Source organism: Streptococcus ovis DSM 16829 (genome assembly GCF_000380125.1).
Lineage (GTDB): Bacteria > Bacillota > Bacilli > Lactobacillales > Streptococcaceae > Streptococcus > Streptococcus ovis.
This window is the reverse complement of record NZ_KB904580.1, coordinates 115,531-129,755: the sequence shown is the minus strand read 5'-3', so window position 1 is coordinate 129,755 and position 14,225 is coordinate 115,531. Positions and strand designations below refer to the sequence as shown.

Here is a 14,225-nt window from a genome sequence, read left to right as displayed (position 1 = left end):
GGAGAATTGAACGAAATAAGCCGACTATTTCCGTAATTTGGAAAATATGCTATAATAGGAATACTTATTTTAAAAATGAACAGGAGATTGTCATGGAAGACCCCGGTAGTCAGACCATTTACATCAAAATTATTGTCTTACTTATTCTAACTTTGCTCAATGCCTTTTTCTCAGCTTCTGAGATGGCTCTAGTATCGCTGAACCGTTCACGTGTAGAACAAAAAGCAGAAGAAGGGGATAAACGCTTTATCCGTTTGGCCAAGGTTTTGGAAAATCCTAATCATTTCCTATCAACCATCCAAGTAGGAATCACTTTTATTAGTATCCTGTCAGGGGCTAGTTTAGCCAGTGATTTGGGGGCTGTCTTGGCCACATGGATGGGCAATGATGCAACAGCTAAGACCATTGGTTATTGGTTGGCATTGGCTTTTTTGACTTATATTTCTATCGTTTTGGGAGAACTGTACCCTAAGCGTATCGCTATGAATATGAAGGAAAATTTGGCAGTAGTGTCAGCTCCGATTATTATTGGTCTGGGGCGTATTGTCAGTCCTTTTGTCTGGCTCTTATCTGCTTCGACGAACCTGTTGAGTCGTATCACACCGATGCAATTTGATGATGCGGATGAACAGATGACGAGGGATGAAATTGAGTATATTTTGACCAAGAGCGAAGAAACACTAGATGCAGGTGAGATTGGTATGCTTCAAGGGGTTTTCTCACTGGATGAAATGGTGGCGCGTGAGGTCATGGTACCACGTACGGATGCCTTCATGGTTGATATTGAAGAGGACGTTTCCGAGATTATCGCCAGCATCCTCAAGCAGAACTTCTCTCGAATTCCTGTCTATGAGGGTGATAAGGATAACATTATCGGCCTTATCCATACCAAGTCGGTGTTATCGGCTGCTTATGAGCATGGCTTTGAACATATCAATATTCGTCGGATTATGCAGGAACCGCTCTTTGTTCCAGAAACGATTTTCATTGACGATCTTTTAACCACCTTGCGCAATACCCAGAGGCAGATGGCCATTCTCTTGGATGAGTATGGTGGCGTTGCCGGTTTGGTAACCTTGGAAGACTTACTGGAAGAAATTGTCGGTGAGATTGATGACGAGACGGATAAGACAGAGATTTTTGTCCGTGAAATTGCAGAACAGACCTACATTGTCCAAGGAAATATGACCCTCAATGACTTCAATGAGTATTTTGATACAGAGTTGGAAAGTGATGATGTCGATACCATTGCAGGATTCTACTTGACGGGAGTTGGAACGATACCAAGTCAAGAAGAAAAAGAAACCTACGAAGTTGATAGCAATGGCTTCCATCTATCGATGGTCAATGATAAGGTCAAAAACGGTCGTGTAACGAAACTTAAAATCATGGTGCTTCCCATTGAAGAGGAAGCCACCTCAGAATAAGATACATGGTAAACTAAGGGATTTCCCTTAGTTTTTTATATATCCTATAGAAAAATAGCATACCAAATTCTAGTTTTTGAAGGGGATTGTCTATATTTTTTTTCGAGTGAGTAGCTTATACTGAATATGTCAAGCGAAATAAGTTAGAAAGGAGTTACGAATGGGAACCTCACTTATTTTCACGTTTTCAGTTTTTGCGGCTGGGATCTTATCTTTCTTTTCTCCCTGCATCTTTCCGCTTTTGCCCGTCTATCTGGGGATTTTGCTGGATGAGAGTAAGGAGCGAACAGTTTCCCTCTTTGGTTTTTCTATTAACTGGTACAGCTTGCTCAAGACCGTAGCCTTTATGGCTGGTTTGTCTTCTGTTTTTCTGTTACTGGGTTTTGGTGCAGCCAGTCTGGGAAGTTTGTTTAACAGCCCAAATTTCAGAGTGGTCATGGGGCTGATCATTATTGTTCTTGGGCTCCACCAGATGGAATGGATTAACATTGCTAGCCTGCAAAAACAGAAACAGCTTCGTTTTAATTTCCAAACTAAAAATGGTTTCTTGTCAGCGTTTTTATTGGGCTTAACCTTTAGTTTTGGCTGGACCCCTTGTGTTGGCCCTGTGCTAGGCTCTGTTCTAGGATTGGCTGCTTCAGGCGGGGGCAGTTCGGTACAAGGGGGGCTCTTGCTTCTGGTTTATACACTGGGTTTGTCTTTGCCATTTCTACTCATCACTTTGTCAAGCTCTGCCCTTGTCAAACAGTTTAATAAACTAAAGCCTCATATGCTAACCATGAAAAAAATTGGTGGTGCCTTGATTATCCTAATGGGAATTACCCTCGTTTTGGGAAAGGTCGATGCTATCACTGCATTTTTTGAAACAATTTTTAACTAACTATTTTACATAAAGGAGTACATATATCATGAAAAAATTACAAACAGTCGCTATCTTACTTGCTTGCGGTGCTTTCTTAGCAGCTTGCTCAACCCAGCCTAAATCTGATAATAAAAAGACAGACGAGTCCTCTATGATGGAGAAAAAGGACAAGATGTCCGACGACAAAATGAAAGATGACAACATGTCAGATGATAACATGAAAGACGACAAGATGGAAGGCGACAAAATGTCCGATGACAACATGAAAGATGATAAGATGTCAGACGATAAAATGTCCGATGACAAGATGGAAGACGACAAGATGGAAGACGACAAGATGGAAGACGACAAGATGTCAGATGGAGAAAAGAATTAAGGGAGGACGTTTATGAAAAAACTCCAACTACTGACAATCGCTTTAGCTTGCACGAGTCTGCTTGTAGCCTGTTCCACACAGGTCAAGACAAACGGAAAGGCTACGGAGTCGACTAAGATGGTAAAAGAGACAGACAAACTCTCTCATAAGAAAGAGATGAAAGATGATCAGATGTCAGATGCTAAACAGATGAATGATGGTAAAAAAGCATCCGATTTTAGTTTGATGGGTGTAGATGGGAAAACCTACAATTTATCAGACTTTAAAGGCAAAAAGGTCTATTTAAAATTCTGGGCGTCCTGGTGTCCTATCTGTTTAGCTGGATTAGAAGAAGTCGATGGCTTAGCCAAGGATGCACCGGCAGACACTGTCATTCTCTCAGTTGTTTCTCCTAATAAAAAAGGAGAACAATCAGAAGAAGATTTTAAGAAATGGTACAAAGAACTTGGGCACAAGAACTTGCCAGTCCTCTTAGATCCAAGTGGAAAACTGATTGAAGAATATGGTGTTCGTGTATACCCGACCTCAGCGTTCATTGGTAGTGACGGTATTATCACGAAGGTGATGCCTGGTCATATGGAGAAAGCAGATATTCTCAACACATTTGAAACAATTAAATAATAAAGAAATGGAGGTCAGCCTATGCAACCTCAAATGAAATCATTTTTAGTAGCAGTCATCTTTTTAGGAATCCTGATTTTGTCAGGGGTTATCTTCCTCAAAATCGAGTCAAAACTAACTCGTGAGCAACTGAATTCAGTCCCTGAAGTGAAACAAATAAGTACAGAACGTAAATTGAAAGACAAATCTAAGGTTGATCCCAAAAATCTAAAAGAAATTTACTTGGCAGGTGGCTGTTTTTGGGGAGTGGAAGCCTACTTTGAACGGGTAGATGGTGTGGTAGATGTAACGGTTGGCTATGCGAATGGAAAGAGCGATACCACCAACTACAAGTTAATTGGGCAAACAGGGCATGCAGAGACTGTTCACATTCAGTATGATAAGAGTGAAGTCAGTTTGCGTGACTTGCTCCTACATTACTTCCGTATCATTGACCCAACAAGCAAGAATAAGCAAGGCAATGATATAGGAAGCCAGTATCGAACAGGTATCTACTACACCGATAAAGAGGATGAAGCCACCATCAAACAAGCCTTGGAAGAACTAAGTCAGAAATTTGACAAGCCTATCGTGGTTGAGAATGTACCACTTGATCACTATGTCTTAGCAGAAGACTATCATCAAGATTACCTCAAGAAAAATCCAAATGGCTACTGTCATATCAATGTCAATGCAGCGGCTTATCCTGTCATCGATGAAAGTAAATATAAAAAGCCAAGTGATGAAGAAATTAAGAAAAAATTAACCAAGGAAGAGTACGATGTCACCCAAAACAATGATACAGAGAAAGCCTTCTCCAATCGTTATTGGGATCAGTTTGAAGATGGTATTTATGTGGATGTTGTGACAGGAGAACCCCTCTTTTCTTCTAAGGATAAGTTTGAATCAGGCTGTGGTTGGCCAAGTTTCTCTCGACCTATTAGCCCAGATGTCGCTCGTTATAAGGAAGATACAAGTTACAATATGAAACGGACGGAAGTGCGAAGTCGCGCTGGGGATTCACACCTAGGGCATGTCTTTACAGATGGGCCAGAAGATCAAGGTGGTCTTCGCTACTGTATCAATAGCTTATCCATTAAATTCATTCCGAAAGCAGAAATGGAAGCCAAAGGATATGGGTATCTTCTAGCCTACGTTTAGGCTTTCTGCTATAATAAAGATAAAGAGAACAAAAGAAGGTGACGGCCATTTATTCCATTTTGATAGTAGAAGACGAATACCTTGTTCGACAAGGTATTTGTTCTTTAGTTGATTTTAAAAAATTTCAAATTGACCGTGTCGTTGAAGCAGAAGATGGTCGTAAAGCTTGGGAACTTTTCCAAGATCAACCATTTGATATTGTCTTGACAGACATCAATATGCCTAAGATGAACGGGATTCAGTTAGCACAACTGATTAAAGACCACCATCCAGCCTGTCATCTTGTTTTTTTGACAGGCTATGATGAGTTTGACTACGCTCTTTCTGCACTCAAGCTGGGCGCAGATGACTATCTACTCAAGCCATTCAGCAAGACAGATGTGGAAGGGATTTTATCAAAAATCCAAGACAAGCTAGTCCAAGATGTGAAAAAAGAAAAGCTGGAAGAGTATATCATGCAAGAAGAGTATTCAGACTTGCAGAAAAAGATTCGCAACCATCTAGGAGACAGCGATTTTTCGCTCAAACATCTAGCGGATGAGCTAGGCTTTAGCCCCAATTATCTCAGCGTTCTTATTAAGAAAGATGTGGGAATGAGCTTTCAAGATTATCTCAATCAAGAACGGATGCGACAGGCGAAATTTTTATTGCTGACAACGGATTTAAAAATTTATGAAATTGCTGAAAGAGTTGGTTTTTGGGATATCAATTATTTCTCTCAACGTTTTAAGCAGACGGTCGGTGTGACACCGAGACAATTTCGGAAAGGGGAAGGTGAATGAGAAAACATTCCTTGGCAGTGCAGTTATTTCTCTATAGTTTTTTAGTGATGATGGCTCTACTTGGAGTGGTCGGAACCTTCTATTATCAGACGAGTTCTACTGAAATTGGGCATTTGAGCGAGCAGAAAACGCGCGATAGTTTGCAGCAAAGTGGCTCTTTCATTACTTCTTATCTGAACAAGCTAAAGCAGACGACCAATAGTTTGGCAGGAAATCGCTTGTTAAGAGAGTATATTGCTCATCCTGATGAAGATCACAAAGAGGACTTGCTCTTTGTGATGAATAGTTTGATTACAGGAGATGCTGATCTGGTATCCGCTGTCTTGGTGACCAAAGAAGGTCAGATAGTTTCTACAGACAATCAGCTTGTTATGAAAACTTCTGGTGATATGATGGCAGAATCCTGGTATCAAGCAGCCATTGACCAGAAAGCCATGCCTGTATTAACACCTGCTCGTAAGGAGTCTTTGACTCAAAAGGGAGAACAGTGGGTCATTTCTGTTACGCAAGAGATTGTAGATAGTAAGGGCAACAATAAGGGAGTTCTACGACTGGACATTGATTATAGTAGTTTAGAAAACTATCTGGATCAGCTTAAATTAGGCAAAGAAGGCTTTGCTTTCATTGTCAATCCTCAGAAGGAGTTTGTCTATCATCCTAAAAAAGCAGTTTATTCTTCTGAAGAAGAGATGGACGCGATGAAGCCTTACTTGGCTGTGGAAAATGGCTATACCCCTTCGAAAAAAGAATTCGTCTATCAGATCGAAATTCCAGATAGCCAATGGACCTTGGTTGGTGTGTCATCCCTTGATGAACTCCACATGGTTCGGCGTCAAATCCTGTACTCTTTCTTGGGAGCAGGCTTGGTTGCCCTCTTGATTTCTGGTCTGGGTTCAGCTTTGGTCATTCGTATCTGGTTAAAACCGATTCGTGACTTGCAGCAAGTCATTTTGGCAGTTGGGCAGGGGCAGTCGCACCTGCGTGCCAAGGAAGTGGGAACGGCTGAATTGTTAGATTTATCGCGCTATTTCAATAAAATGCTGGATCAAATTGACGCTCTCATGGCTTCTGTCAAGCAACAAGAGCAGGATATTCGGGAGTATGAGCTGGTGGCACTGGCCAGTCAAATCAACCCTCATTTCCTCTACAATACCCTAGATACAATTGTTTGGATGACGGAGTTCAATGATCGTAAGCGCGTGGTGGACATTACCAAGGCATTGGCAACATATTTCCGCATTGCCCTCAATAATGGAAATGAGCAAATTTGTCTTAAGGATGAGATGGAACATGTTCGTCAGTATCTCTTTATTCAAGAGCAGCGCTATGGCAATAAGCTCAACTATGAACTCCATGAATTGCCAGCCTATGCAGACTATCAAGTACCCAAGTTAATTTTACAGCCGATTGTCGAAAATGCCATTTACCATGGTATTAAGGAAGTCGAGCGTGATGGGCTGATTGAAGTTACTGTTAGTGAAACAGCGCAGCACTTACGCATTGACATTCGCGATAACGGTAAAGGGATGGAGAGTCAGGATCAGGCAACGGAGACGACTAAATCCGTACGTCAAGGAGGAATCGGTCTTAAAAATGTCGATCAGCGTTTAGCTCTGCAATTTGGCAAGGACTACCACATGGAAATCGCCTCTGAAAAAGACTACTTCACGCAGGTGAGCCTCTTTTTGCCTAAGCAAGTCAAAGAACTGTAATTTTCAATTTTTCAACATGCCCTTTCTTTGTAATCGTGCTATAATAGGGATATAGGAGAAATAGAAAGAAAGACATGCAAGAAGAAGTAGATTACAGAAAAGTCACCGGTTTGGTGCATTCAACAGAAAGTTTCGGTGCAGTGGATGGTCCTGGGATTCGCTTTGTCGTCTTTATGCAGGGTTGTCACATGCGCTGTCAGTATTGTCATAATCCTGATACATGGGATTTGGTCAATCCTAATGCGACGACACGGACAGCAGAGGATGTCCTCAATGAGGCCATGCGTTACAAAATGTTCTGGGGTAAAGAAGGTGGAATTACCGTATCTGGCGGGGAAGCGACCATCCAGATTGACTTTTTGATTGCCCTCTTTACACTGGCAAAAGAAAAAGGAATTCATACGACCTTGGATACCTGTGCGTTGACCTTCCGCAATACTCCTCGATACTTGGAGAAATACAATAAACTGATGGCTGTGACAGACTTGGTTCTTTTGGATATTAAAGAAATCAATGTTGATCAGCACAAGATTGTAACAGGTCACAGCAATAAAAATATTCTGGCCTGCGCTCAATATTTGTCTGAAATTGGCAAACCTGTTTGGATTCGTCATGTCTTGGTACCTGGGTTGACAGATAGAGATGACGATTTGATTGAACTAGGAAAATATGTCAAAACACTGAAAAACGTAGAGCGCTTTGAAGTCCTACCATATCATAACTTGGGTGAATTCAAATGGCGTGAACTTGGCCGCCCGTATCCACTAGAAGGAACCAAGCCGCCAACGAAGGCGCGTGTTGAAAATGCGAAACGATTGATGGAAACGGAAACCTATCAAGAATATTTAGATCGGATTCGAGGGTAGGCAGAATTTTCATATAAGTGAATACAAAAAAGTGATGATTCTCATAAGAGAGTCATCACTTTTTCTTTTATAAGTTAGTGTCATCAATGCTGTCTAGGTAGTCAGTAGCAGCAGAAATTGTAGCTTCTAGGGCACCTTCTTTGAATGGAGACTGCAAGTTGGCAGCATCAACGATTTGTAAGAAGGACTTAGAACCGCCGAGGTCGCAGATACGGAGATAGTCTGCCCAAGCGTTTTCATCATGGTCAACCTGCGTCCGTTTCCAGAATTGAAGGGCACAGACTTGTGCTAAAGTATAGTCAATGTAGTAGAACGGACTTGCGAAGATGTGTCCTTGACGGAACCAGAAGCCGCCATGGCTCAAGAAGTCAGAATCAGAATAGTCACGGTCTGGCAAGTAGAGGTCTGCTAGTCGCTTCCAAGTGGCTTTACGCTCTGCAGGTGTCATTTCTGGATGTTCATAGACTTCGTGTTGGAAGTGGTCTACAAGGACTCCATATGGTAAGAAGAGAAGTGCATCAGATAAATGACTAAATTTATATTTGTCAACTTGTTCGTTAAAGAAGCGGTCCATCCATGGCCAGGTAATGAATTCCATTGACATAGAATGGATTTCACAAGATTCATTGGTTGGCCAGATGACTTCTGATGGCTGGATCCAGCGTGAACGGTAGACTTGGAAGGCGTGTCCTGCTTCGTGGGTCAAAACATCCACGTCAGCACTAGTTCCATTAAAGTTTGAGAAGATAAAGGGACTCTTGTAATCTGGAATGTAAGTACAGTAACCACCAGAATCTTTTCCTTCTTTGGCAACGAGGTCGAGAAGATCATGCTCCACCATAAAGTCAAAGAATTCGCCAGTTTCTGGAGAGAGTTCGTGGTACATTTCTTTGGCCTGTGACACGATAAAGTCAGGATTTCCTTGCGGTTTGGCATTGCCATCTAGGAAGTTGAGGTTGATATCATAGTATTTCAAATCTTCAATCTGCAAGCGTTTGGCTTGGCGATCACGGAGTTTCTGAACGGCTGGGACAACATGCTTGAGGATTTCTTCACGGTAGACTTTGACCATATCGCGGTTGTAGTCAAAGCGATTCATCATCTTGTAGCCGTATTCCACATAATCCTTGAACCCAAGTGTCTTGGCAATTTCACTGCGAACGTTGACCAATTCATCATAGATACGGTCAAACTCAGCTTCGTTGGCCTCAAAGAATCCATTGATGGCATTGTGAGCTGCGATACGAGTCGTACGGTCCGTAGATTGAGAATGCGGTGGCATTTGTGACAGATTCAGGGTTTGTCCTTGGAACTCAATCTTGGCAGAAGAAATCAAAGCATTGTATTGATCTACCAAATCATTTTCCTTTTGGAAGAGGGGAATGGCTTCAGAAGAGAAGGTTTCTAGCTGATTTTCAGCCAACATGAAGAAGGTATCCGGCAAGATGTCAGAAAGAGCTTCACGGTATGGACTTGCCACAACAACGCGGTAATAGTTGGTTGCCAATTCACTAAAGAGAGGACTGTATTCATTCCAGAATTTCGTCTCTTCATTGTAGAATTCATCATTCATGTCAACGGAATGACGGATACTCCAAAGGTTAGCTTGTGTATCAATTAAATTGTTGATACGGGTAATGTCTTGAACAATTTTTACCGTCTCTTCGGCTGAAGTTGCTGCTGAAAGCTCTTCTGTGAGAGCGGTCATTTCTTTCTTAATGGCCTCATAATCTGGACGGGTGTAAGTATAGTCTGCGAATTTCATAAAAAACTCCTTCTAAACTGGCAACTGCCAGCGTCATCATTACTTTCTATCATACTCCATTTCAGAGTCTTTGGCAAGATAGTAGAAATTCTTTTGATTTGTAAAGGCATCTGAAAATTTTAGAAAAATATTGCAATCGCTTGCAAAAAATGATATGATAAAAGCACTAAAAAGGAGGTATCCTATGCTAACAGTATCACATGTATCAAAAAGTTATGGTGAAAAAGAAGTGTTACATGACTTATCTTTCGATATTCCATCAGGGACAATCTGTGGATTTGTCGGGAAAAATGGTGCAGGTAAGACAACTTTTTTTCACTCACTCTTAAAATTTGTTGGCTATGAAGGGGAAATTGTATTTAACGACAAACCGTTTACCAGCGCCACTTATGCAGCAGTGGGCTATTTACCAGAAGAACGTAGTCTGATGCCGAAGTTGACGATTATGGAGCAGGTCCGCTACCTTGCGGGGTTAAAGGGAATGTCAACTAAGGAAGTTGCAGAAAAATTACCTGTATGGATGGAACGGTTAGAGGTCAAAGGTAAACTGACAGATAAAATAAAGAGCCTCTCAAAAGGAAATCAGCAAAAAGTTCAACTGATTATTACCTTGATTCATGAGCCTGACTTGATTATTCTTGATGAACCATTTTCTGGCTTAGACCCTGTGAATACAGCTATTCTAAAACGAATTATTTTGGAAGAAAAAGAGCGGGGTGCGACCATTATCTTTTCAGATCACGTCATGACCAATGTGGAGGAACTTTGTGACCGTCTCATCATGATTCATGAAGGGGAAATTGTCCTAGATGGTCCAATCAACGACATCCGTCAAAGTTATGGACGGACAAGGTTGTTTATCTCTGGAGAGACACCACGAGAGCGAGTAGAAAGCTTACCTCATGTACGGTCCTTCCATATGACGAACCAGGGAAACTGGCGTCTGATTTTAGAGGATGAAACTGCAGGCGAAGAGCTATTTGAACTCATTACAGAAGGTAAATATATCCCTGTCTTTGACCAGCAGACGCCGACTATTGATGAAATCTTCAAAATGAAAGCGGGGGTTGAAGGATGAAACAAGTCTTATTAGTTGCTAAAGAAACCTATCTACGTCAGGTAAAGTCGGTCGCCTTTCTCATCATGGTGCTTGGTCCCTTCTTTTTCCTTGCTTTCTCAGTAGGCATTGGACTGATTTCAGGAAATGCAGCTGCGGATCGTTTTCAAATGGCTGTTCTTTTTGAGGAACCTATTCAGAAGGAAGATGTCTCTTCTTTGACAGATGCAACGTTTGACTATCAAACGGAATCAGATGCTCAAAAAGCATTGGAAGATGGGGAAATCGTGTCTTATCTGACTATACAGGTCAAGAATCAGCAGGTTGAGGCTGTCTTTCATAGTGACAGTCCTCTGGGAGAAACTGAAAAGGCGCAAATTGTACAGAACCTGTCTGTCATTCAAAGTCGCTTAAATATACAAGCTGCTGGCCTAACCAATGAGCAATTGGCCACATTGTCCCTTCAACCGAAAATCTCAGAAAAAGTAGAGACCGGGAAGGAATCTGAAAATCTAGGAAAGATGTTATCCTTCTATGCTCTCATTATGGTGATGTACTTCATTATCATCCTTTACTCCTCTTCGACAGCGCAGGAAATTGCCAATGAGAAAGGGACAAAGATTATGGAGGTCATCTTCTCTAGCGTGCCTGCAAGTAACTATTTTCATGGTCGTATTTTAGGAATTTTTGGCGTGATTATGACGCACATTGGTTTGTATGTTATCGGTGGAATTGCTGCCTATAAGAGCTTTGAAAATTCTGATATGCTGAAAGGCATCAAGCCATTATTGGATGCTGTTCTTCAAAATCTGGATTGGACCTTAGTTGGTTTTGCGACCTTGGGTGTTTTGATTTACGTGGTCTTTGCAGCACTGTGTGGATCGCTCGTTGTGCGGGCAGAAGATGCCAACAAAGCCGTCTCCCCTGTCATGTACCTCGTGATTGCAGGGTTCGTTGGGGCTATGGCACTTGGGCAACACGGAGTGGACAATCTACTTCTTAAGATTGGTTCTTACCTGCCGTTTATTTCGTCATTCTTCATGCCAATTCGTGTGATCAATGGGCACGCATCTGTGTTAGAAAGTACGATTTCTCTCATCGTTTTGGCCATTACGACCCTCCTCTTGATTCATTATATTGGTAAATCCTATGCAGGTTTAATTTTGCAAACAGATGACCTGGGCTTCTTCAAGAGTCTAAAACGAGGATTTGGGAATAAGTAGAGTGTTGTTTATTGTATCCCAGCTAGTTGTATGAAAATTGATCTTGATAAAACGTGGAATCTGAATGGCTCCACGTTTTTCTCATTCTCTTCCATTCACAAGAAATGTAAAATATGGTACAATAAGACAAACAAGATAAAGAGGTAGAAACATGTCTAAATTATTAGTTTTTGGTCACCAAAATCCTGATACAGATGCGATTGCGTCATCATATGGTTGGGCTTACTTGGAGCGGACAGCTTGGGGACGCGATGCAGAAGCAGTAGCGCTTGGAACTCCAAATGAAGAAACAGCCTTTGCGTTGAACTATTTTGGTGTCGAAGCACCTCGTGTGGTGACATCGGCTAAGGCAGAAGGTGTGGAAAAAGTTATTTTGACAGACCACAACGAATTCCAACAATCGATTTCAGACATCCGTGATGTAGAAGTGGTGAGCGTAGTAGACCACCACCGTGTGGCGAACTTTGAAACAGCTAATCCACTCTATATGCGTTTAGAACCAGTTGGTTCAGCTTCTTCTATCGTGTACCGTCAGGCAAAAGAAGCTGGTGTGACACTTCCGAAAGAAGTGGCAGGTCTGTTGCTTTCAGGTTTGATTTCAGATACCCTTCTCTTGAAATCACCAACAACACATGTAACAGATCCACAAGTTGCTACTGAATTGGCAGAACTTGCTGGTGTAAACTTGGAAGAATACGGTTTGGCACTTTTGAAAGCAGGGACAAACCTAGCGAGCAAGTCAGCTGAAGAATTGATTGATATTGATGCCAAAACATTCCCATTGAATGGAAACGAAGTGCGCGTGGCGCAAGTCAATACAGTTGATATTGCAGAAGTCTTAGAGCGCCAAGCAGAAATTGAAGCAGCTATGCTTGCATCATCCGAAGCAAACGGCTATTCAGACTTTGTCTTGATGATTACAGATATTGTCAACTCAAATTCTGAAATTTTGGCAGTTGGTCGCAATATGGACAAGGTGGAAGCGGCTTTCAACTTCAAATTAGAAAATAACCATGCCTTCCTTGCTGGTGCTGTTTCTCGTAAGAAACAAGTGGTACCACAATTAACAGAAAGTTTTAGAGCGTAAAGATTAAGCGGATGGAAACATTCGCTTTTTTAATGCAATAAAGGATGTGTCAGACTTGAAATTTGCTTCACTCTTCTATCTCTGTGTATAATAGAGAAAAATAAAACTAAGGAAGTATCTATGAAAAAATTTTTCGTAATGGGTTTACTTGCTGTCGGAATGTTAACCGCCTGTCAACCAATGGAAAAAACAACCAGTTCCAGTCAGCAGGAAGTTGTCCAAGCAGCAGATATCAACTGGGACCAGGCTGGACCTGATGCCAAGGCCAATCATATTTCTTTTGACATGGTCAAGGCTGACGTAGAAGCCGGGGCAAAGTTTTACGATGTGCGATCTGAGGAAGAATACGAGACAGAAAATTTTGGAATTACGGAAAATTTACCCCTTGCAGATCTGCAGGCAGGAAAACTCCCAGATCTACCTAAAGATACCAAAATCTATGTTCACTGCCTAAAGGGCATTCGGTCTGCTCAAGCCGTTAAAATTTTACGAGATGCTGGTTATACACAGGTTTTTGACATGGGTGGCATTGAGCATGTAGAGGCTATCGGCGGTGTTTTAGAATAAGCTAAAAAAGAGGTCTCATAATCCTCTTTTTTGGTATAATAAATCTATGATTATCATTATTCATCCAAATAAGTTGACTAAACAGGCATTTTTTAACAATCTAATCAATTATCTAGACCAGCACGAGGAAGTGACCCTTCGTCACATCAAACAGGTATTTTCAGACGAAAAAAATGTGGACCGACAACTGGAAAGCTACATCAATGCAGGCTATATTATCCGAGAGAATCGGCGTTACCGCAATGGTTTCAAGTTATTGGATTCTACAGAAGGATTGGAGCTTGGACAAGAGGTTTTTGTAGAGACAGAATCTTCAGTCTTTGAGGACTTGACATCTGTCGCTTTTGTTTGTCAAACAACAAATCAAACCAATGCGGTGATCATTGAAGAAAGAGTTGATTTTCTAAGGGAGAAAAACACGCTTGAATCCTATTTTTATAAGATGCGAACGCAGGAGCCTTTGTCCAAAGAGCAGGAAAAATTGTATGCCATTTTGGGAGATGTCAATCCAGATTACGCTCTTAAATACATGACGAGCTTTCTCTTAAAATTTGCTCGAAAAGAAAAAGTTTTACAAAGAAGAACGGATATTTTTGTACTAGCCTTGCAAGAGCTTGGTTTCATCGAGCAAGTAGAAGAGCATAGTTATCGATTGACCATGCAGCTAGATAAAGAAACCTTAGTATTTACAAAGACAGACAAGTCCTAGGACTTGTCTGTGGTTGCAGAACTATTTGCGG

14 protein-coding genes are annotated in these 14,225 nt (G+C 41.5%); 13 read left to right on the top strand and 1 reads right to left on the bottom strand.

What is annotated here, in order from left to right:
- Positions 1–92: 92 nt before the first annotated feature.
- The 8 genes from A3I9_RS0108330 (at position 93) to pflA (ending at position 7,786) form a co-directional block, all read left to right on the top strand.
- The gene (locus A3I9_RS0108330) at positions 93–1,427 is read left to right on the top strand and encodes a hemolysin family protein (RefSeq protein ID WP_018378587.1); all 1,335 of its coding nucleotides are present in this window, start codon (positions 93–95) and stop codon (positions 1,425–1,427) included.
- 160 nt (positions 1,428–1,587) lie between these two features.
- The gene (ccdA2, locus tag A3I9_RS0108325; protein ID WP_018378586.1) at positions 1,588–2,307 is read left to right on the top strand and encodes a thiol-disulfide oxidoreductase-associated membrane protein CcdA2; all 720 of its coding nucleotides are present in this window, start codon (positions 1,588–1,590) and stop codon (positions 2,305–2,307) included.
- Positions 2,308–2,335: 28 nt separating this feature from the next.
- Positions 2,336–2,665, top strand: a complete 330-nt coding sequence (locus tag A3I9_RS0108320) for a hypothetical protein (RefSeq protein ID WP_018378585.1) — start codon at positions 2,336–2,338, stop codon at positions 2,663–2,665.
- A gap of 12 nt (positions 2,666–2,677) precedes the next feature.
- Positions 2,678–3,286 carry a redoxin family protein gene (locus A3I9_RS0108315; protein ID WP_018378584.1) on the top strand — a complete coding sequence of 203 codons (609 nt, stop codon included), beginning with the start codon at positions 2,678–2,680 and terminating at the stop codon, positions 3,284–3,286.
- A gap of 21 nt (positions 3,287–3,307) precedes the next feature.
- Positions 3,308–4,426: a peptide-methionine (R)-S-oxide reductase MsrB gene (gene msrB / locus A3I9_RS0108310; RefSeq protein WP_018378583.1), complete on the top strand. Its 1,119-nt coding sequence runs from the start codon at positions 3,308–3,310 to the stop codon at positions 4,424–4,426.
- A 47-nt stretch (positions 4,427–4,473) separates the two neighbouring features.
- Complete coding sequence (locus A3I9_RS0108305) at positions 4,474–5,208, top strand: response regulator transcription factor (protein ID WP_026217401.1); 735 nt, start codon at positions 4,474–4,476, stop codon at positions 5,206–5,208.
- A complete protein-coding gene (locus tag A3I9_RS0108300; protein ID WP_018378581.1) occupies positions 5,205–6,920 on the top strand; it encodes a cache domain-containing sensor histidine kinase in 1,716 nt (571 codons plus the stop codon). Before A3I9_RS0108305 ends, A3I9_RS0108300 begins: the two co-directional genes overlap by 4 nt.
- A 74-nt stretch (positions 6,921–6,994) precedes the next feature.
- Positions 6,995–7,786, top strand: coding sequence for a pyruvate formate-lyase-activating protein (gene pflA, locus A3I9_RS0108295; protein ID WP_018378580.1), 792 nt, complete (start codon positions 6,995–6,997; stop codon positions 7,784–7,786).
- Positions 7,787–7,853: 67 nt separating this feature from the next.
- On the opposite strand, the gene A3I9_RS0108290 is transcribed toward pflA, so the two are convergent.
- Complete coding sequence (locus A3I9_RS0108290; protein WP_018378579.1) at positions 7,854–9,551, bottom strand: M3 family oligoendopeptidase; 1,698 nt, start codon at positions 9,549–9,551, stop codon at positions 7,854–7,856.
- Positions 9,552–9,735: 184 nt separating this feature from the next.
- Between A3I9_RS0108290 and A3I9_RS0108285 the strand changes: the two genes are divergently transcribed.
- The 5 genes from A3I9_RS0108285 to A3I9_RS0108265 all read left to right on the top strand — a co-directional run bounded on the left by A3I9_RS0108285 (position 9,736) and on the right by A3I9_RS0108265 (position 14,194).
- Positions 9,736–10,629 (top strand): ABC transporter ATP-binding protein, encoded by an 894-nt coding sequence (locus tag A3I9_RS0108285; RefSeq protein WP_018378578.1) that lies wholly within the window; start codon positions 9,736–9,738, stop codon positions 10,627–10,629.
- The gene (locus A3I9_RS0108280; protein WP_018378577.1) at positions 10,626–11,831 is read left to right on the top strand and encodes an ABC transporter permease; all 1,206 of its coding nucleotides are present in this window, start codon (positions 10,626–10,628) and stop codon (positions 11,829–11,831) included. The genes A3I9_RS0108285 and A3I9_RS0108280 overlap by 4 nt, the downstream gene beginning before the upstream one ends.
- 151 nt (positions 11,832–11,982) lie before the next feature.
- Entirely contained in the window at positions 11,983–12,918 is a 936-nt protein-coding gene (locus A3I9_RS0108275; protein ID WP_018378576.1) for a manganese-dependent inorganic pyrophosphatase, read from the top strand.
- Positions 12,919–13,038: 120 nt separating this feature from the next.
- Complete coding sequence (locus A3I9_RS0108270; protein WP_018378575.1) at positions 13,039–13,485, top strand: rhodanese-like domain-containing protein; 447 nt, start codon at positions 13,039–13,041, stop codon at positions 13,483–13,485.
- 46 nt (positions 13,486–13,531) lie between these two features.
- Positions 13,532–14,194: a DUF1803 domain-containing protein gene (locus A3I9_RS0108265; protein WP_018378574.1), complete on the top strand. Its 663-nt coding sequence runs from the start codon at positions 13,532–13,534 to the stop codon at positions 14,192–14,194.
- Positions 14,195–14,225: the final 31 nt, after the last annotated feature.

Bases quoted from the DNA above. Each gene is read 5' to 3' on its own strand.
- A3I9_RS0108330 (WP_018378587.1), top strand. From the start codon at position 93: ATGGAAGACCCCGGTAGTCAGACCATTTACATCAAAATTATTGTCTTA.
- ccdA2 (WP_018378586.1), top strand. From the start codon at position 1,588: ATGGGAACCTCACTTATTTTCACGTTTTCAGTTTTTGCGGCTGGGATC.
- A3I9_RS0108320 (WP_018378585.1), top strand. From the start codon at position 2,336: ATGAAAAAATTACAAACAGTCGCTATCTTACTTGCTTGCGGTGCTTTC.
- A3I9_RS0108315 (WP_018378584.1), top strand. From the start codon at position 2,678: ATGAAAAAACTCCAACTACTGACAATCGCTTTAGCTTGCACGAGTCTG.
- msrB (WP_018378583.1), top strand. From the start codon at position 3,308: ATGCAACCTCAAATGAAATCATTTTTAGTAGCAGTCATCTTTTTAGGA.
- A3I9_RS0108300 (WP_018378581.1), top strand. From the start codon at position 5,205: ATGAGAAAACATTCCTTGGCAGTGCAGTTATTTCTCTATAGTTTTTTA.
- pflA (WP_018378580.1), top strand. From the start codon at position 6,995: ATGCAAGAAGAAGTAGATTACAGAAAAGTCACCGGTTTGGTGCATTCA.
- A3I9_RS0108290 (WP_018378579.1), bottom strand. From the start codon at position 9,551: ATGAAATTCGCAGACTATACTTACACCCGTCCAGATTATGAGGCCATT.
- A3I9_RS0108285 (WP_018378578.1), top strand. From the start codon at position 9,736: ATGCTAACAGTATCACATGTATCAAAAAGTTATGGTGAAAAAGAAGTG.
- A3I9_RS0108280 (WP_018378577.1), top strand. From the start codon at position 10,626: ATGAAACAAGTCTTATTAGTTGCTAAAGAAACCTATCTACGTCAGGTA.
- A3I9_RS0108275 (WP_018378576.1), top strand. From the start codon at position 11,983: ATGTCTAAATTATTAGTTTTTGGTCACCAAAATCCTGATACAGATGCG.
- A3I9_RS0108270 (WP_018378575.1), top strand. From the start codon at position 13,039: ATGAAAAAATTTTTCGTAATGGGTTTACTTGCTGTCGGAATGTTAACC.
- A3I9_RS0108265 (WP_018378574.1), top strand. From the start codon at position 13,532: ATGATTATCATTATTCATCCAAATAAGTTGACTAAACAGGCATTTTTT.